Origin of the sequence: Croceicoccus gelatinilyticus, assembly GCF_018398395.1 — a bacterium.
Taxonomy (GTDB): Bacteria; Pseudomonadota; Alphaproteobacteria; order Sphingomonadales; family Sphingomonadaceae; genus Croceicoccus; species Croceicoccus gelatinilyticus.
Map to the genome: position 1 here is coordinate 311,961 of NZ_JAHCBF010000002.1, position 17,616 is coordinate 329,576.

The window sequence follows — 17,616 nt, forward strand, 5'->3', positions numbered from 1 at the left end:
TCCATAGGGGGAAGTGGACCATGCATCGCATCATCATCGCATCGCTATTGGCGCCGGGCCTTGCCGCTTGCAGCGCGCCTGCGCCCGAGCAGGACGAGCCTGCAAAGAACCTCCTTGAACTGAATGTCGAAGGCCTGAAGTTCGTCGGACCAGACACGATCAGGTCGGGCTGGACGACGGTGCGGATCAACAATGGCGGCGGGATGACGCACCACGGGCTGGTCTATCGCCTGCCTGAAGGCGTCACCGCGCAGATGCTGGACGAAGAGGTCGTGCGCCCCATTCAGGCCAGCCTGACCGCGATGATTGAGGGCGACACCGAAAAGGCCGCGCAGATCGCCTCGACCTTCCCGGCATGGCTGGGCGATATCGAATATCTCGGCGGGCCGGGCATGATGTCTGACGGCGTGACCGGACAGGCTACGATGTTCCTGGAGCCCGGCAACTACATCGTCGAATGCTACGTGAAGTCGAACGGGGTGCAGCACAACTTCAACCCGACACCGGGTGAACTCGGCATGGTCCTGCCGCTGACGGTTCTTCCCGAAGACGGCGGCATGGCAGAGCCCGAGGCCAACGTGACGCTGGCGATTTCGAACGAGGGTTACGAGATCACCGACGGTGCCTTCGTGCCGGGCAAGAACAGGGTGCGCGCCGAATTCGTGCAGCAGCAGCTTTACAACAACTTCGTCGGCCATGACGCACACGTCTTCCGCATCGATGCCGACACCGATGTAGAGGCCGCTGCGCGCTGGCCGGACTTCTTCCCCGTCGACGGCCAGCAGACACCTGCACCTGCCAAATTCGTCGGCGGCATCCACGACATGCCCGAGGGCTCGACCGCCTATTTCACTGTCGACCTTGAGGAAGGCGAATATGGCATCACTGCCGAAGTGCCGGATGCGCAGGCGAAGGGCCTGTTTACAAGGGTAACAGTGCCGGGAAGCTGATCCGCCCTACTGGCCAAGGTGCCGGTCGAAGAATCGCCAGATCACCTCGTGCGCCTGCATCGCCTCCGGCGTGCCGACGAAGTCGTTGAACTCCTGGTGGCCGAGCCCTTCCTGCACGAACAGCTCAGTCTCCACCCCGTGCGCGATCAGTAGCGAATTGGAGACCAGCACATTGCTGAGCGCGGTATCGCGCGTTCCGGTCACGAACAGCGTTGGCGGAAAGCTTGCCAGCACTTCGTCCGAAGCGGCAGGTGACACAAGCGGATCGGATCCGTCCGGCATGCCGAGGTAGGGATTGCCGCGCCCGTTCTCACGCACTTCGGCGTCGGGCTGGGCATTGCCGTTCATCGGCGGGGTGAACGACGCGGAATCGCCGCCGTAATAGAACGGCGCGATCAGGCCCGAACAGAACACGCCGATCGCACCGGGCAGCGGCAAGTCGCGGTCAAGGAACCACGCCATCGCCTGCGCCGTCAGCGCGCCGCCTGCCGAACAGCCGTAAATGCCGATATTCTGCGCCGGATAGTCCTTGAGCAGCGCGCGGTAGACGCTTTCCACGTCCTCGCTGGCCGCAGGGAACTGGTGCTCCGGCCCCAGCCGATAATCGACCGCGACCACCTTGATACGGCCCTGCCCCGCAACCGGCACTGCCTCGGCCCTGCCGCCCGCGCCGCCTCCGGTGAAGAACCCGCCACCGTGCAGGTTGATCAGCACCCGGCCCACGTTTTCCGGCACTACGCCGTCTGCCGGCACCACGACATCGGTGCGCACGCCATTGATCACTTCGGACGTAATGTTCACCGGAAAGATCGCGGCCCAGCGGTTCTGGATGTCGCCCTGTATCTCGTCCGACATCAGGCGCACTTGCGCAATCCAGTCCTCGCCCTGTGGCAGGGTGGGCGGATTGGTCAGCTTCTCGCGCTGCATCGCCCGCGCCTCCGGGCTGAGAAACCGCGACAGGGGAATGCGCACAGTCTGCGCCGTGACTTGCCCGTCATCGGCAACCGTCACTGCCCCGCCGCTGTCCTGAGCCATGGCCGGAGACGCGGCAAGAGCCAGCAGCGCAAGCCCCAGGCTGATACGATAGTGCGGCAACCGGGCTCTCCTCCTGTCGGCAACAAGCTGAGCATCCGGCTGCCGAGACAGCATGAGAAGCCGCGCCGGACCGACTATCCGGCAGGCAGGCAATTCACCGTCCCGAAAATATCACGGCAGCGGACGCTAAAGGATAAAGGTCACAGCTCGCTTGGTGACTTTCATTAATGCGCACAATCAAGCATATTGGGAAGAGCTATTCGAATAAGGGGCAGGTCGGAGTATGAATAATAGCGGGTTGGGCAAAGTCACCTCTGAATACTATTACCCAGCCATCGGTGCTTTTTTATTTCTGACTGCCATCGTCGGATTTTCCGATAACCTGTTCACCGATGTTGGCCAGCCGTCAAACAGCGACCCCAAGTTCATCATCCACGGTATTTTTGCCCTGGCCTGGTTCACGCTGATCGCTGTTCAGCCTTTCCTGATTTCGCGCGGGGAAATTTCCGCCCACCGGACTCTGGGTGTGATCGGAGCGGTTGCGGCGGCCGGTCTGGTGCTGACCACCGCCTACCTTCAGACCCTTCATTACCTGCGGAACGACGGGATTTCGGGCCTTGCCCTGATCAATTCGATCATGATCGCCGCCTTCGCCGGATGCGTCGTCGCTGCCATCGCCAATCGCCATCGCCCGCAGACTCACAAAAACCTGATGATGATCGGCAGCTTCCTTGTCCTGGAACCTTTGGCGTCGCGGGCCGCAGGTCATCTCGGCTTGAGCCCGGTCGCAATCGTACCGCTGATCTGGCTGGCGCTGTTCGTGTCACTTGCCGTTCGCGACCGCGTGGTGCTGGGGCGCTTTACGATCCTGCCTTTTGCCGGCTTCGCATTCCTCATACTCGTCCTGGTGCTCGTCCCGATCGGTCCCGGTTGACGAGGCCTGGTGTTTGAAGCCGGACCTTGCCCACACCTCGCAGCCAACAAAAAAGGCGCCGCCCGCAGGCAGCGCCTCTTTATCGCGTCGGTAACGCGAGTGCGGCTTAGCAGTTGCCTTCGACGCCGTCAGCACATTCGCCGACCGATTCCACGTCTTCGCCCAAGCCCTGCACGGTGTTGCAGGCCGAGAGCATGATCATCGAGGTGCCGAGGGCCATGACGGACAGAAGCTTCTTCATAATCTTTCTCCGGTAAGACGGTCTGCGTCCAGTCCGCCAGAACATTGATTATGCAGCAACGTTTTCAAACAATTGGGGTTCCGCGACCGGCCTGAGCCGAAGATCGGGCTGCCTCATAGGCCCAGCAGCTTACTCGTCACCGGATCGGGCGTCATGCCGAGAATCCAGCCCGGAAAACGCGCCGGCGTGGCGCTTGCCGCATCCAGCCGCGCGACTTCATCGGCGGTCAGCACGAGGTCGGCAGCGGCGAGGTTGCGGTCCAGCTGTTCCTCGCGGCTGATACCGAAGATCACCGAACTCACCGCCGGTTTCGCCATCAGCCACGCCATCGCGACCGATGACGGCTCGCACTCTCGCGCGGCGGCAATGGCGATCACTTCGTCCACGATGGCATAGCCCTTGTCGAGATCGACCGGCGGCTGGCTGAAAGTCGATCGACGCGCGCCTTCGGGGTTTGGCGTTTCGCGCGTGTACTTGCCGGTCAGGAAGCCTCCGGCCAGCGGGCTCCACACCATGATGCCGAGGTTGTTCGCCTCGGCAAACGGCACATGCTCCGTCTCGATGTCGCGGCCCACCAGCGAATAGTAGAGCTGCATCGCGCAGATCGGCGAAGCGTTCGTGCCGCGCTGGATTTCCAGCATCTGCGCCGCCATCCACGCAGGCCAGTTGGACAGCGCGATGCTGCGCACCTTGCCGCTCTGAACCAGTGCTTCACAGGCGCGCGCGATCTCGTCGATCGGGGTCAGCGGGTCGATGGTGTGCAAGTGATAGACATCGATCCAGTCGGTCTTCAGCCGCTTCAGACTGCTCTCGCACGCCTCTACAATGTGGCGGCGTGACAACCCCGCATCGGTAGGGGCAGTGCCGACGCGGAGGCCGCACTTGGAACTGATGACGATTTTCTCGCGGTGCCCTTCGAGCGCCAGTCCCAGCAGAGTTTCGGACTGGCCGCCGGTATAGGCATCGGAACTGTCGAACAGGTTGACGCCAGCGTCGATGGCCTTGGCGACGATGCGCTTTGCGCCATCCTCACCGATGTTCTTGCGAAGACCGGGCAGCGTTTCGCCCACGCCCAGCGAACCGGCCCCGAAGGCGAGGCGCGAGACGAGAAGGCCGCTATTGCCAAGAATGGTATATTGCAAAGGCGCTCTCCGAACCGGTTGATGGTGTCGGGTGCAGAGGACCACAGGATTGCCCGCATACCGGATGCGAAGCGCGCAATGGTCGCAGGTCGGGGAAAGTAGGGCGGGAAAAAGCGCTGTCCTACATCGCGGCACGCCCTCATTATGCGCCCGCTCTTTCAGATCGTCGTTTTCCGCCGCAATGTGTCACCCTGTCTGAGGGCACAGGAACGGCTCAACTCCGTGCTCTGTCAGGAATTTCGCTGGGTGACAGGGTGTCACCTTTGTAACCCACGACAGTTCAGATCCGCGTCAGGGTTCGCCGAGAATCGTGACGTGGTGAGGCCCGGAGCGCAGCGTACTTCAGTACGTGAGCACCGTAAGCGCGCCGCGTTGCGATTTGCAGGCCACCATGACGCGGATCAGAGGGCCGGGTTCTGATAATAGTGCCAGATGAATACCGCCGCCGCACCGCGATGGGGGCGCCACGGTTCGGCAAGGTCGCGCGTTTCCTTCTCGCTCGGCCTTTCGGGCAGGCCCAGCAACTTGCCCATGCCGACCTGTACGGCAAGGTCTCCGGCCGGCCAGATGTCCTCACGCCCCTCGGCAAACAGCAGGTAGATTTCCGCCGACCAGCGCCCGATGCCCTTGATGCGGGTCAGCGCAGCAATCGCCTCCTCGTCATCGGCGGGGAGATTTTCGAAATCGACTTCGCCTGCCGTCACCAGCTCGCACAGCGAACGGGCATAGCCCTGCTTCTGCCGTGACAGTCCGCAGGCGCGCAGGGCGTCGAATTCGCTGGCGAGAAGTTCTTCGGGCGGGATCGTCTCACCCAGCAGCGCTTCGAGTTTTCGCCACACCGAATCGGCAGAGGCAACCGACACCTGCTGGCCAACGATTGTGCGCAGCATGGTGCGATAGCCACGGTCTCGGATGCGCTCGTCGGGATAGCCAACCGCCTTGATCGCGCGCCGCATGGCTGGCTCTTTCGCAGCAATCGCGTCGAGGCCAGACTTCAATTGCTTTCGAGATAATCCCAAGATTGCGCCCTTCCCTTATCGGATATTTCACTGAACGCTTGCCAATTGCACTTTCAGCCAGTAGCAGCCCCGCCAGAGTTTAAACGGATATGTCCGCCAGGCGATCCGTAAGCGAGGGACAAGCGAGAACCAATGCCGAAGCTGATCGTCGTGAACCGCGAAGGAACCGAGTCCACCGTTGAGGCGGACGATGGCCTGACGGTTATGGAAGCGATCCGCGACAACGGGTTCGACGAACTCCTCGCGCTGTGCGGCGGCTGCTGTTCGTGTGCGACCTGCCACGTCTATGTCGACCCCGCATTCAAGGACAAGCTTCCGGAAGTGAGCGAGGACGAGGACGATCTGCTTGACAGTTCGGACCATCGCAACGAAAACTCGCGACTGTCCTGTCAGCTCCAGCTCAACGCGGAGACTGACGGCCTTAAAGTTACCATCGCGCCGGAAGACTGAGCGCGACGCGGCAAACTGGCCGCATACGAGTTCGGAGAGGAGAGAAGCCCCGGCACCGCGCAGTGCCGGGGCAATCTCTTTTCTGGGGCCGGTAAAACGGGCCTAGCAAGGCCCGCCCGGATCAGGCGTAGGGCGGGTTGTGCAGCCCCTTCGGGCTTTCGGTAAAGATCTCGCAGCCGTCTTCGGTAATGCCGATCGAATGCTCGAACTGGGCCGAAAGCGAACGGTCACGCGTCACGGCCGTCCAGCCATCTTCCAGCAGCTTCACCGACGGCTTGCCGAGATTGATCATCGGCTCGATCGTGAAAAACATGCCGGGCTTGAGTTCAGGGCCGGTGCCGGGGCGACCGGCGTGGATCACTTCGGGTGCATCGTGGAACAGGCGGCCAAGGCCGTGCCCGCAGAAATCGCGCACGACGCCGTAGCGGTGCTTTTCCGCGTATTTCTGAATAGCCGCGCCAATGTCGCCCAGACGGTTGCCGGGCTTGGCCTTTTCGATGCCGATCATCAGGCATTCATAAGTCACCTCGACCAGGCGCTTCGCCTTCAACGGGGCCTCGCCCACGATGTACATCCGGCTCGAATCGCCGTGCCAGCCGTCCAGCATCGGGGTGACATCGATGTTGAGGATGTCCCCTTCCTTGAGCGTCTTGGCCCCGGGAATGCCGTGGCAGACCACGTGGTTGATCGAGATGCAGCACGAATGGGCATATCCGCGATAGCCCATCGTTGCTGGCACCGCCCCGCCCTGAAGCGTCAGGCGACGCACTTCGTCATCGATCTGCGCGGTGGTGACGCCCGGCTTGATCAGCGGGACCATCGCATCGAGAATCTCGGCAGCAAGGCGCCCGGCCTTGCGCATGCCCTGGAACCCGGCCTCGCCGTGCAGTTTGATCGTGCCGTCGCGCGGCAGCATGTCGTGTTCGTCGACTGTCATGTATTCGGTCATGACAGCCCATGTAGCGCCCCTTCCCCCGATTTACGAGGGGGCGCGAAGCATATCAGCGCACCTGAAACGCTCGGGCATATTCGGGCTTCACCGTGTCGAGCAGCGCAGGCGTAACCGGCAGGGTCACTTCGTAGGTCCCTTCCGAATAGGGCCCCGCATTATAGGCAGGTATCAGGAAGCCCACGCGGTCGAACCCCTGCTTGCCGGCAGAGCCGAGAATGACCGTCGAATTCGCGACCGGCGCGATGCAGTCGTAGAAGGGATCGTCACTGCGCTTCACCGGCCCGCCACGCTTTCTGGCGCGCGCCTTGTCGAGCTGGTCGCAGAAGTCGTCCTGTACCGCCGCGTCCAGCACCTGCGCGTTGCGGAACATTTCGATGGGCTTGATCGCGACTTCTTTCTCGCGGTCCCAGACAAGCGCATCATAGACCGTCCCGCCATGCGCGCCGCCGGTATAGGAATAGACGCTGGCCGACAGCGAGAGATAGCGCGGCAGATCGGTCACTACGCTCCATTCCTTGTCATAACCGCGGCTGCGACACGAAATGCAGTCGGCCATGACCGTGTCCTTCTGCGCCTCGTCCCATTCGCCCCGCCACTTGGCATAGGCAGCCTCGCGCTCGGCATCGAAGCGCGCGACGAGCGGTGCGATCGCGCTGACTTGCGCGGGCCACGAATATTCGAACTGGAACCGGCCGGTATTGCCGCCCGCTTCGACCTTCTGTGAAAAGCCTTCGGCGTCGGCGCTGTCGGCTGTTGCTTCTGCGGTCGGACCGCCCTCGCCCGCATCGGCCGTAGCAACCGCGCTGGCGGTGGGCGCCTCGGGCGGGGCTTCGGATGACGAGCCGCAACCGCCAAGGAACAGGAACGGGGCCAGTGCCGTTCCGATGAGCACAGATTTCACTCGCATATCTCTTTCCCGAAAGGCTACTGCCACGGTCATGACCGACAAAGACGCACTTATTCAGCCCGATCGCGGGCAGGACGCAACCCCGATCCACCTCGTCGACACGGACGGCTTTGACGACTGGTCGAAAAAACTGACCGCTGCGCAGCGTGCCAACCTCGCCGCGCAGAAGTTCACCGGCAAGGGATACCAGACCGCGATCGTCCCCGACGGCGATGGCTGGTTCGCGGTCGGCGGTGTTGCCGACACCGACAAGCTTGCCGCATGGTGCCTTGCCAAACTGGCCGAAGTGCTGCCCGCCGGAACCTACCGCCTTGCCACGGGCGATGCGGGCGCCGCGCTGTTCGGCTGGCAGAGCGCGCAATATGCCTTCACCCGTTACAAGGACGACAAGGACGCCGAAGGCCCGCGCATCCTGCTGACCAAGGACGTTGCCGCGATCGACGGTATGATCGCCGAGGCAGAGGCAGTGAACCTCGTCCGCGATCTTGTGAATACGCCGTCCGAAGACATGGGCCCCGAAGCGCTTGAGGCCGAAGCCTCGCGCCTTGCCAAGAAATTCGATGCCAAGCTCACCATTACGCGCGGTGATGCTCTCGAAAAGGGCTACCCGATGGTCCATGCGGTGGGCCGGGCTGCTGCGCGCAGCCATGCGCCGCGCCTGATCGAGCTGGAATGGGGCCCCGCCGATGCCCCGCGCATCGCCATCGTTGGCAAGGGCGTCTGCTTCGATTCGGGCGGGCTCGACATCAAGCCGACGAGCGGCATGGCGTTGATGAAGAAGGACATGGGCGGTTCGGCCCATGCTCTCGCTCTCGCCTCGCTCATCATGGGGCAGCGGCTGAAGGTCCGCCTCCACCTGCTGGTCCCTGCGGTCGAGAACGCGATTTCGGGCAATGCCTTCCGCCCCGGCGACGTGCTGGCCACGCGCAAGGGCCTGACGGTCGAAGTAACGAACACCGACGCCGAAGGTCGCCTGGTTCTGGGCGACGCGCTGACGAAGGCGAGCGAGGATGGCGCTGGCCTCATCATCGATTTCGCGACGCTGACGGGTGCCGCCCGCGTGGCACTCGGCCCCGACCTGCCCGCGCTGTTCACGCGGCAGGACGATACGGCAGACGCGCTGCTCGAAGCAGGCCTTGCGCATGACGATGCCTGCTGGCGCTTGCCGCTGCACGACGGATACCGCGAGATGCTGAAGAGCGACATTGCCGACATGGTGAACTCGGCCAGCGGCGGTTTCGCCGGTGCGACGACGGCGGCTCTGTTCCTCGACCGATTCGTCGCAGAGGGAATCGAATGGGCCCATTTCGACACCTTCGCATGGCGTCCGGCGGCAAAACCGGGCCGTCCCAAGGGCGGCGCAGCGCTTGGCCTGCGTGCTGCGTGGCAGATGCTGAAAAAAAGATACCGCGGTTAATCCCGCGTAACCGGACAGACCTGCAATCGGCCTGATGCGCAGACGCGTGCGCATCAGGCTGGTTAACGCGCAAGGCAGATCGTTTAACGATTGGCCTGAGCACAGAAATACGAAGCTATATCAGTAGGTTAAGATCGACTTAATTGATGTCGGTCAAAGCTTGTCGGTAGCCCTTCGCCATACCCCTGTTGCACCCCATCCAGCGACAGGAGGACACGATGGCGACTGTTCCAAACGGCAAGTTCCACGAGGTCGACGTCAATGACCTCTTCTTCTCGACTACCGATTCCAAGGGCGTGATCGAACAGGCGAACCACGTCTTCGTCGACATTGCCCGTACCCCGCGCGAAAACCTGATCGGCGCGCCGCACAACGTGATCCGCCACCCCGACATGCCGGGCGGCGCGTTCCGCATCGTGTGGGAAACCATCGGAGCGCGTGAACCCGTTTCGGCCTATGTCCTGAACCTTGCCGGCGACGGTTCGGCCTACTGGGCCTTCGCCACGATCACTCCGCTCGACAAGGGCTACATCTCGGTCCGCGCCCGGCCATGCGATGGCAAGACGGTAAAGCTCGTCGCCGAAATCTACGCCCGCGTGCGCGAGGTGGAGCGCAAGGTCATGGCCGAAGGCGGCAGCCCGGCCCGCGCCGCGCGCGCAGGGCAGGACGCGATCCTCAATGAACTGCGCGCGCTGGGCTACGACAGCTACGCCGCCTTCATGCACGACTGCGTGCCTGCCGAACTTTCCGCCCGCAGCAAGGCCGGCGCGACGATCCCGGCACGCGAAAATGCCGACGGCTTTCAACGTGTCCTGCTGCACACCGCCACCGACATCGAGGGCCGCATCGCGAAGTTGGCCGGAGAACTCGGCTCGGCCGACGAACTGGCCGTCGATCTCGACCAGCGGGTCAGCGCCACGCTCGACAGTCTCGGCGCGCTGGAACAGGCGATCCACGCCGCGCGCGCCGTGTCCGACGCGCACGAGGATGACGCCCCCGTCGTCGCCAATGCCGCACCTGCGCTTGAAGAACAGTGCCGCAAGGTCGCCGACACGATGCGCGGCGTCTTGGGCCACGTCGACCTGATGTGCGTGCTGCGCCACAAGCTGCGCTTTTCCACCTGCCTTGCCCAGATGCAGGCAGAGACCGTGTGCCGCTTCGCCGTCGCCACGATCGACGGCAAGGAAGACGCTGCCACCACCGCCAGCGCCAACGACACGCTCGTCCGCTCGCTCACGGGTTCGGTAGAGGCGATGCGCACCAGCCTGACGCTCGACCGCGAGAAAGTCGGCGAACTGACCGAAGAGATCGAAAAGGCCGAAGCCGCGCTGCGCCTGACCGGCATGATCCTGGGCCGCTGGCGCACGCTGATCGAGAAGTTCGGGCTGGCAGACCAGATGGCAGATGCGCTGCCGTTGCTCGACCGGTCGCTCGACAAACTTTCCGATAACCTTTCGGGCCTACATGGGAGCGCAGAGCGGTTCAATTCCACTGTCGTCGCTTTCGATGCCGATGCCCTTGAACAGCGTCTCAACGAGATAGGCTCGCAAAACGCGGCCATCGCCTGACGGGTCCAGGATGCTGAAAAAGGTCGATCGACCTGACGTAATGCAGTGAATCTGAAGGAAATTGAACAATGCTTGCCAAGCGTGAAGTCCCGTTCCAGCAGAAGCTGGAGGAATGCCTCGAGATCAATGGCGCGATGGGCGCTGCCATCGTCGATATTGCCAGCGGCATGTCGGTCGCCACTGTCGGCGAACTGCGCAATTCCGATCTCGATCTTGCCGCCGCGGGCAACAACGAGGTGATGCGCAGCGAGCTGAAGCTGCTCAACCTGCTGAAGCTCGATGACGAGGTCGAGGACATCCTGATCTCGCTGGGCGACTGGTACGAACTGATCCGCCCGATGACGGACAAGAGCGGCGAAGGCCTGTTCGTCTATCTCGCGCTCGACCGGAAAAGGGCGAACCTCGCGCTTGCCCGCCTGAAGCTGCGTGACGTGGAGCAGCAGCTCTCGATCTGATTCGTCGGAACGCGATCAACGGGGCGGTGCGGGCAAAGGCTCGCGCCGCCCCTTGTCGTTTAAAGGTCCTGCCACTTCGCGAAAGTGGCGGCCTGCCCTTGTTTCGCGCCATCGCGGTCAATCAGGTTCCAGACCGTAGCCGCCTCGATCCGGAAACGCTGACCGGTCGATGCGATACGCACGCCGGCATAGTCGTCGATGAAGCCCCGGTCGCGAACTTGCGCCAGCAACGTCTCCCGCTCCCCCCGGTCGGGCATTTCGGCGGAGAGACGCGACGGCATCGCCAGCAATTGCTCACCGGTCAGGGCAAACAGGTCCAGCGCGGTGCGATTGGCATAGAAGAACAAGGGATCATCTTCGGTCCCATGCGCAAGCACGACGGCAGGCAAATGCCAGAGCGCATGAGCGAAGTCCGTATCCTCGGGCACAAGCGGCTTTCCCGTCACGCGCAGATGGCTCGACGCGATCAGCGCAATGCGGGGCAGTCCCGCGCTCGCTTCGATCACCCGGCGGTCCGCATCGCGGTCAAAATTGCGATCCATCGTCCCTCAATTGCCCCTTAAGCCTTTTCTGCGATCATCTGCCGGGTTGCCCTTCCCGATCACGCGGTTTAAGCGCCGCGGTTCGATCCTAACAAGAATTACAAGACCATTGTCCAGCCAGTCCACCAATAGCCCCGCGTCACAAAGCTTCGCCCTTGCCGGTCCCTCGCTCCATGCGCGCGATGCCGTCCTGCCGGTGCGCGGTGACCTTGCGCATATCCGGCTGGCCGGTGAAGTCTTCGTGCCGCATTACGCCGTGCCGATGCCGCACACGCTGGCCGCGGACTGCGCGCTGCTTTCGGCTGCGCGCGACGATGCCGTCGTGCTGGGCCAGCTGGCGCAGGGCAGCGGCTTCGACGTGCTGGACATGGCGGGCGGCTGGGCCTGGGGCGTTGTCGATGGCGACGGCGCGGTGGGCTATGTCGCACTCGACCAGCTGACGCAGGCCTGAGGTCATGGGCGCCAGCGTTTTCATCGACGGCGCCGCCGGCACGACCGGACTGGAAATCGCCGAACGGCTGGAAAGCCGAGACGACTTCACCGTCGTCACCCTGCCCGACGAACTGCGCAAGGATGACGGCGCCCGCGCCGACGCGCTGAACGCGGCGGATTTCGCGATCCTGTGCCTGCCCGACGATGCGGCCCGCGCCTCTGTCGCCATGCTGCGCGGTGACAGCACGCGCGTGATCGACGCATCGACGGCGCACCGCGTGGCCGATGGCTGGACTTACGGCTTTCCCGAAATCGTCGGCGTCGACAGCGTGCGCGATGCGCGGCTCGTCGCCAATCCGGGCTGCTATCCCACCGGCTTCATCGGCCTCGTCGCGCCGCTCGTGCGCGCAGGGCTGATGCCCGCCGACTGGCCTTACGGCTGCCACGCCGTCTCTGGCTATTCGGGCGGCGGCAAGGCGATGATTGCACGGTACGAAAGTGACGAGCCGGCTCCCGCCTTCCTTGGCTATGCCCTGCACGGCGGTCACAAGCACTTGCCGGAAATGGCAGCGCACGCAGGGCTGGAACGCCCGCCGCTGTTCTCACCCGCCGTCGTGCCTGCTTTCCGCGGCATGATCGTCGAAGTCGCACTTCCGGCATCGGCCTTCCTCGGCTCGACGCCCGATGACCTGCGTGATGCGCTGGCCAGCTTCTATGAAGACAGCGCGATCGTGACGGTAAAGCCCGAGATGGCTGAGATGACCGAAATCACCCTCGCCAGCGATGCCCAGCCGTGGGACGGGCTCGACATCCATGTCTTCGGCGGCAAGCAGGGTGAACAGGCGCGGCTCGTCGCCGTGCTCGACAATCTCGGCAAGGGTGCCAGCGGCGCAGCATTGCAGAACCTCAACGTCATGGCAGGTCTGCCGGGCGCCACGGGGCTTCGCCTCGACCGCTAAAATCGTGCCTGATTTTTGGGCAAAGCCTCAATTTTGGGCACGAAATTGCCGGATTGACGCGACCCGCTGACGGATCGTTTCGCACAAGCGGCAAAACGCGCAGCAAAAACCTTCGCAATCGCCGCAATACCCCTTTCGTCGCCCTTTCCCATCGCCTAGGTTGCAGCGCATTAGAGAGGTGGCACGATTCTTGTTTAATGGCTCGGTGCATGTTGCGCGCCGCTCCGTTCTGGCGGGAACGACCACCGGCGTACCGGACGACACGTAAGATACCGGTCGCGCCATGCACACGGATCGAAGCGCGGGGGCGTAAGAAGTACTGACGTGAAAAAGATCGAAGCGATCATCAAGCCGTTCAAGCTCGACGAGGTGAAGGAAGCGCTGCACGAAGTGGGCGTTACCGGCATCACCGTGACCGAAGCGAAAGGCTTCGGCCGTCAGAAGGGCCACACCGAACTCTACCGCGGCGCGGAATACGTCGTCGACTTCCTTCCCAAAGTGAAACTGGAAGTCATCGTCACGGCAGACCTTGCCGACCGCGTGATCGAAGCAATCGCAGGCGCTGCCCAGACGGGCCGCATCGGCGACGGCAAGATCTTCGTCTCCCCGATCGAGACTGCCATCCGCATCCGCACCGGCGAACGCGACGCCGACGCGGTCTGAGTTAACCCACGGGCCCGTGGCAGGGCCCGATCCGTATCGTGCCATCCCCCGGAACTGAGCCGGGAAACATCAATCGAAAGGGATGAAAATGGCCTCTGCAAAGGACATCCTCAAAAGGATCAAGGACGAAGAGATCGAATGGGTCGATCTCCGCTTTACCGACCCCAAGGGCAAGTGGCAGCACCTCCAGATGCTGGCCGAGCCGCTTGGCGAAGACGAACTGGAGCAGGGCCTGATGTTCGACGGTTCGTCGATCGAAGGCTGGAAGGCCATCAACGAGTCGGACATGATCCTCAAGCCCGACCTCGACGCTGCCTACATCGATCCGTTCTCGGCAACGCCGATGATGGTCCTGTTCTGCGACATCGTCGAACCCTCGACCGGTGAACTCTACTCGCGCGATCCGCGTTCGACCGCGAAGCGTGCAGAAGAATTCCTGAAGTCGACCGGCCTTGGCGACACCGTCTACGTCGGCCCCGAACCGGAATTCTTCATGTTCGACGACGTGAAGTTCTACGACGGCTACGACGGCTCGGGCTTCAAGATCGACGACATCGAACTGCCCGGCAACTCCGGCAAGGACTACGAAGGCGGCAACCTCGGTCACCGTCCGCGCGCCAAGGGCGGCTACTTCCCCGTCCCGCCGGTCGACAGCTGCATGGACATCCGCGGCGAGATGGTCTCGACGCTGGTCGAAATGGGCCTGCCGATGGACAAGCACCACCACGAAGTGGCCGCTGCCCAGCATGAACTCGGCATCACCTTCGGCACGCTGACCACCACGGCCGACCGCGTGCAGATCTACAAGTATGTCGTGCAGATGGTCGCCCAGGCCTATGGCAAGACCGCGACCTTCATGCCGAAGCCGATCCGCATGGACAACGGTTCGGGCATGCACACGCACATGTCGATCTGGAACGACGGCAAGAACACGTTCGCGGGTAACGGCTATGCCGGCCTGTCGGACACCTGCCTCTACTACATCGGCGGCGTCATCAAGCACGCGAAGGCCATCAACGCCTTCACCAACCCGACGACGAACAGCTACAAGCGACTCGTCCCGGGCTTCGAAGCTCCGGTTCTGCTGGCCTACTCGGCTCGCAACCGTTCGGCTTCGTGCCGTATCCCGTACGGTGCGGGCGAAAAGGCGAAGCGCGTCGAATTCCGCTTCCCCGATCCGCTGGCAAACCCGTACCTCGCTTCGGCAGCGCTGCTGATGGCCGGCATCGACGGCATCAAGAACAAGATCCACCCCGGCGACGCGATGGACAAGAACCTCTACGACCTTCCGCCGGAAGAGCTCGCCGAAGTTCCGACCGTTTGCGGCTCGCTGCGTGAGGCTCTCGAATCGCTGGCTGCTGACCACGACTTCCTTCTCGAAGGCGGCGTGTTCACCAAGGACCAGATCGACGCCTACATGGAACTGAAGTGGGAAGACGTGTACAACTTCGAACAGACGCCGAGCCCGGTCGAGTTCGACATGTACTACTCGGCCTGATCTTCGGATCATCGGTACAAGAAGGGGCGTCCGGGAAACCGGGCGCCCTTTCTCTTTGGGCCCAAGCCCCTGCTTGTTGCATTGCAGCATGAACGCACCATATTGCCGGTATGGCAAAGGCTGAACCGAGCGCCGAAGAAAACGTCCTCGTCCTGCAGGGCGGTGGCGCACTCGGCTCCTACCAGGCGGGCGTTTATGAAGCGCTGGCCGAATGCGGCACCATTCCGAACTGGGTTGCCGGCATTTCTATCGGTGCGATCAACGCCGCGATCATCGCGGGTAATCCGCCTGAACGCCGCGTCGAACGATTGCGCGCCTTCTGGGATACCGCCTCTTCGCGCGTGACGTTCCCTTCACCCAGCCGTGATGGCGAAGCGCGCCGCTGGTTCAACGAATTTTCCGCCGCCGTCGTCGCGGCCACCGGCATTCCCGGCTTCTTCCACCCGCGCGTAATTCCCCCGGGCGTATTCTGGCCGGACGAGCCCCAATCGCTCAGCTATTACGACACCGCACCGCTGAAGAAGACGCTGCTCGAACTCGTCGACTTCGACCTGATCAACGATCCCAAGGGGCTGCGGCTCAGCGTCGGAGCGGTCAATGTGCTGACCGGCAACTTCGTCTATTTCGACAACCGCGAACGCACGATCGGGCCCGAACACATCATGGCCAGCGGCGCGCTGCCGCCCGGATTTCCGCCGGTCTTCATCGACGAAGAGCCGTACTGGGACGGCGGCATCGTATCGAATACGCCGCTGCAATACGTGCTCGACACGACGCCTTGCGGCGGGCTCACCATCTTTCAGGTCGACCTGTTCAGCGCGCGCGGCCGCATGCCGGTGACGATGCCCGACGCACTTCAGCGCGAAAAGGACATCCGCTTTTCGAGCAGGACGCGTCTCAACACCGATCTCAACAAGCATCTGGAGGAACTGCGCGACGCGGCCCGCCGCCTGATGGCGAAGATGCCGCCCGAACTGTGCGCCGATCCCGACGCGCAATTTCTTGCCCAGTTGCCGACGCATGGCGGTGTTTCGGTCATGCATCTGATCAACCGCAGCGAGATGAGCGAGAGCCATTCGAAGGACTACGAATTCTCGCGCTATACGATCGACGAACATTGGCAGACCGGACACCGCGACGCGCACCACTCGCTGCACGATCACCGCTGGAGGGGACGCGAACGCGGGGTCGGCGGCATCAACACCTTCGACCTGACGTCCGAACTCTACTGAACGCCAGCTAAACGGCGGGTTCAGGCCGCTCTGCCGATCGTTTTAACTCCTCATCCTGTCCCGCTGCGGGGCACCACTTGCCGCGCCCGAGGAACGGTGCAGCGCCGCGCTCGTTGGGAGGCAAAGGAGTTTTGACATGCGAAATATCGTGATGGGCGTTGCTGCCATCGCACTCGCAGCCGGAGGGGCCTATGCCCAGCCCGGCAACGGAAATGGCGGCGGCAACGGTAACGGCAAAGGCGGCGGTAACTCCGCCGCAGCTGCCAAGAACAATGGCGGCGGTAATGGCAACGGAAATGCCAACCGCGGCAATGGCAATGCCAACCGCGGCAACGGCAATCAGGGCGGCAATGTCGCTCAGGCCAACAACAACCGCGGCAATGGTAACGGAAACGCGAAAAACGTGGCCGTGCGCGGAAACGGAAATGGTGGCGGCAACGGCAATGCCGGAAACGCGAACCGTGGCAACGGGAATGGCAATGTCCGGAACGCCGGCAATGGCAATGGCAACGCCGTCCTGCGCGGTAATGGCAACGGGAACGGCAATTCGGGCAATATCCGGATCGCCAATCGCCGCGGCAACGGGAACGGCAACGATGGCTACGAGGTCATCCGCTATTCCTTCCGCGACAACCTTGCACGCGATTACGGCCTGATCGACGGCTGCCCCCCTGGGCTGGCCAAGAAGAACAACGGCTGCAATCCGCCGGGGCTCGTAAAGCGTGATTACTACGATTACGACCGCGCCAACTGGTGGGGCCTGCCGGGCCTGATCGAAGGTCGCTATCGCTACTACGACAACAACCTCGTCCGCCTGTCGGATGCAGGTGCGATCCTTGGCTACTACCCGCTCCTGGGCGGTGCCCTGTCGACCGGCAATGTCTGGCCTTCGTGGTTCGATTATCAGCCGGTGCCCTCGTACTATGAAAGCTATTATGGCCTCGGCCCGAGGGGCAGCTATCGTTATGCCGACAACGCGCTCTATCGCGTCGATCCGGAAACGGCGGCAATTACGTCGGTCGCGGCGCTGCTAACGGGCGACACCTTCACGGTCGGCCAGCCGATGCCTTCGGGTTATGGCGTCTACAACGTGCCTTATGGCTACCGCGATCGCTATGTCGACGGGCCGAACGCCATGTACCGCTACAGCGACGGCTACGTTTATGAGATCGACCCGACGACCCAGCTCGTCGCCGCTGCGATCGAACTGCTGATCTGAG

Annotated in this window: 19 protein-coding genes; 12 read left to right on the forward strand and 7 right to left on the reverse strand. The window is 62.9% G+C overall.

Annotated elements, in window-relative coordinates:
* The first annotated feature begins 20 nt into the window (after positions 1 to 20).
* Positions 21 to 950, forward strand: a complete 930-nt coding sequence (locus KIH45_RS05330; RefSeq protein WP_213174971.1) for a hypothetical protein — start codon at positions 21 to 23, stop codon at positions 948 to 950.
* Positions 951 to 956: 6 nt separating this feature from the next.
* On the opposite strand, the gene KIH45_RS05335 is transcribed toward KIH45_RS05330, so the two are convergent.
* Positions 957 to 2,045: an alpha/beta hydrolase gene (locus KIH45_RS05335; RefSeq protein WP_213174972.1), complete on the reverse strand. Its 1,089-nt coding sequence runs from the start codon at positions 2,043 to 2,045 to the stop codon at positions 957 to 959.
* 238 nt (positions 2,046 to 2,283) lie between these two features.
* Here KIH45_RS05335 and KIH45_RS05340 point away from each other — a divergent pair, with 238 nt between their 5' ends.
* Positions 2,284 to 2,919, forward strand: coding sequence for a hypothetical protein (locus tag KIH45_RS05340; protein WP_213174973.1), 636 nt, complete (start codon positions 2,284 to 2,286; stop codon positions 2,917 to 2,919).
* Positions 2,920 to 3,025: 106 nt separating this feature from the next.
* Here the strand turns inward: KIH45_RS05340 and KIH45_RS05345 are convergent, their stop codons facing one another.
* The 3 genes from KIH45_RS05345 to KIH45_RS05355 all read right to left on the reverse strand — a co-directional run bounded on the left by KIH45_RS05345 (position 3,026) and on the right by KIH45_RS05355 (position 5,321).
* Positions 3,026 to 3,160 carry an entericidin gene (locus KIH45_RS05345; RefSeq protein ID WP_213174974.1) on the reverse strand — a complete coding sequence of 45 codons (135 nt, stop codon included), beginning with the start codon at positions 3,158 to 3,160 and terminating at the stop codon, positions 3,026 to 3,028.
* 113 nt (positions 3,161 to 3,273) lie between these two features.
* Positions 3,274 to 4,302 (reverse strand): aldo/keto reductase, encoded by a 1,029-nt coding sequence (locus KIH45_RS05350; RefSeq protein ID WP_213174975.1) that lies wholly within the window; start codon positions 4,300 to 4,302, stop codon positions 3,274 to 3,276.
* Between the two features lie 401 nt (positions 4,303 to 4,703).
* The gene (locus KIH45_RS05355) at positions 4,704 to 5,321 is read right to left on the reverse strand and encodes a DNA-3-methyladenine glycosylase family protein (RefSeq protein WP_213174976.1); all 618 of its coding nucleotides are present in this window, start codon (positions 5,319 to 5,321) and stop codon (positions 4,704 to 4,706) included.
* Between the two features lie 132 nt (positions 5,322 to 5,453).
* On the opposite strand from KIH45_RS05355, the gene KIH45_RS05360 reads away from it, so the two are divergent.
* Entirely contained in the window at positions 5,454 to 5,771 is a 318-nt protein-coding gene (locus KIH45_RS05360; protein WP_213174977.1) for a 2Fe-2S iron-sulfur cluster-binding protein, read from the forward strand.
* A 121-nt stretch (positions 5,772 to 5,892) separates the two neighbouring features.
* Here KIH45_RS05360 and map read toward each other — a convergent pair whose 3' ends face one another.
* Positions 5,893 to 6,720 carry a type I methionyl aminopeptidase gene (map, locus tag KIH45_RS05365; RefSeq protein WP_213174978.1) on the reverse strand — a complete coding sequence of 276 codons (828 nt, stop codon included), beginning with the start codon at positions 6,718 to 6,720 and terminating at the stop codon, positions 5,893 to 5,895.
* Positions 6,721 to 6,772: 52 nt separating this feature from the next.
* On the reverse strand, positions 6,773 to 7,624 hold the full coding sequence (locus KIH45_RS05370) for a PdaC/SigV domain-containing protein (protein ID WP_213174979.1): 852 nt from the start codon (positions 7,622 to 7,624) through the stop codon (positions 6,773 to 6,775).
* A gap of 37 nt (positions 7,625 to 7,661) precedes the next feature.
* Between KIH45_RS05370 and KIH45_RS05375 the strand changes: the two genes are divergently transcribed.
* The 3 genes from KIH45_RS05375 to KIH45_RS05385 all read left to right on the forward strand — a co-directional run bounded on the left by KIH45_RS05375 (position 7,662) and on the right by KIH45_RS05385 (position 11,070).
* Positions 7,662 to 9,047 carry a leucyl aminopeptidase family protein gene (locus KIH45_RS05375; protein ID WP_213174980.1) on the forward strand — a complete coding sequence of 462 codons (1,386 nt, stop codon included), beginning with the start codon at positions 7,662 to 7,664 and terminating at the stop codon, positions 9,045 to 9,047.
* 218 nt (positions 9,048 to 9,265) lie between these two features.
* The gene (locus KIH45_RS05380) at positions 9,266 to 10,615 is read left to right on the forward strand and encodes a hypothetical protein (protein WP_213174981.1); all 1,350 of its coding nucleotides are present in this window, start codon (positions 9,266 to 9,268) and stop codon (positions 10,613 to 10,615) included.
* Positions 10,616 to 10,683: 68 nt separating this feature from the next.
* The gene (locus KIH45_RS05385) at positions 10,684 to 11,070 is read left to right on the forward strand and encodes a hypothetical protein (RefSeq protein WP_225899684.1); all 387 of its coding nucleotides are present in this window, start codon (positions 10,684 to 10,686) and stop codon (positions 11,068 to 11,070) included.
* A 59-nt stretch (positions 11,071 to 11,129) separates the two neighbouring features.
* Here KIH45_RS05385 and KIH45_RS05390 read toward each other — a convergent pair whose 3' ends face one another.
* Complete coding sequence (locus tag KIH45_RS05390) at positions 11,130 to 11,612, reverse strand: MEKHLA domain-containing protein (protein ID WP_213174982.1); 483 nt, start codon at positions 11,610 to 11,612, stop codon at positions 11,130 to 11,132.
* A 109-nt stretch (positions 11,613 to 11,721) separates the two neighbouring features.
* Between KIH45_RS05390 and KIH45_RS05395 the strand changes: the two genes are divergently transcribed.
* The 6 genes from KIH45_RS05395 to KIH45_RS05420 all read left to right on the forward strand — a co-directional run bounded on the left by KIH45_RS05395 (position 11,722) and on the right by KIH45_RS05420 (position 17,615).
* Positions 11,722 to 12,063, forward strand: coding sequence for an SH3 domain-containing protein (locus KIH45_RS05395; RefSeq protein WP_225899685.1), 342 nt, complete (start codon positions 11,722 to 11,724; stop codon positions 12,061 to 12,063).
* 4 nt (positions 12,064 to 12,067) lie between these two features.
* Positions 12,068 to 13,003 carry an N-acetyl-gamma-glutamyl-phosphate reductase gene (argC, locus tag KIH45_RS05400; protein WP_213174984.1) on the forward strand — a complete coding sequence of 312 codons (936 nt, stop codon included), beginning with the start codon at positions 12,068 to 12,070 and terminating at the stop codon, positions 13,001 to 13,003.
* 324 nt (positions 13,004 to 13,327) lie between these two features.
* On the forward strand, positions 13,328 to 13,666 hold the full coding sequence (locus KIH45_RS05405; RefSeq protein ID WP_213174985.1) for a P-II family nitrogen regulator: 339 nt from the start codon (positions 13,328 to 13,330) through the stop codon (positions 13,664 to 13,666).
* Positions 13,667 to 13,754: 88 nt separating this feature from the next.
* On the forward strand, positions 13,755 to 15,164 hold the full coding sequence (gene glnA / locus KIH45_RS05410) for a type I glutamate--ammonia ligase (RefSeq protein WP_213174986.1): 1,410 nt from the start codon (positions 13,755 to 13,757) through the stop codon (positions 15,162 to 15,164).
* 110 nt (positions 15,165 to 15,274) lie between these two features.
* The gene (locus tag KIH45_RS05415) at positions 15,275 to 16,396 is read left to right on the forward strand and encodes a patatin-like phospholipase family protein (protein ID WP_213174987.1); all 1,122 of its coding nucleotides are present in this window, start codon (positions 15,275 to 15,277) and stop codon (positions 16,394 to 16,396) included.
* A gap of 136 nt (positions 16,397 to 16,532) precedes the next feature.
* Positions 16,533 to 17,615, forward strand: coding sequence for a hypothetical protein (locus KIH45_RS05420; RefSeq protein WP_213174988.1), 1,083 nt, complete (start codon positions 16,533 to 16,535; stop codon positions 17,613 to 17,615).
* The last annotated feature ends 1 nt before the right edge of the window (position 17,616 follow it).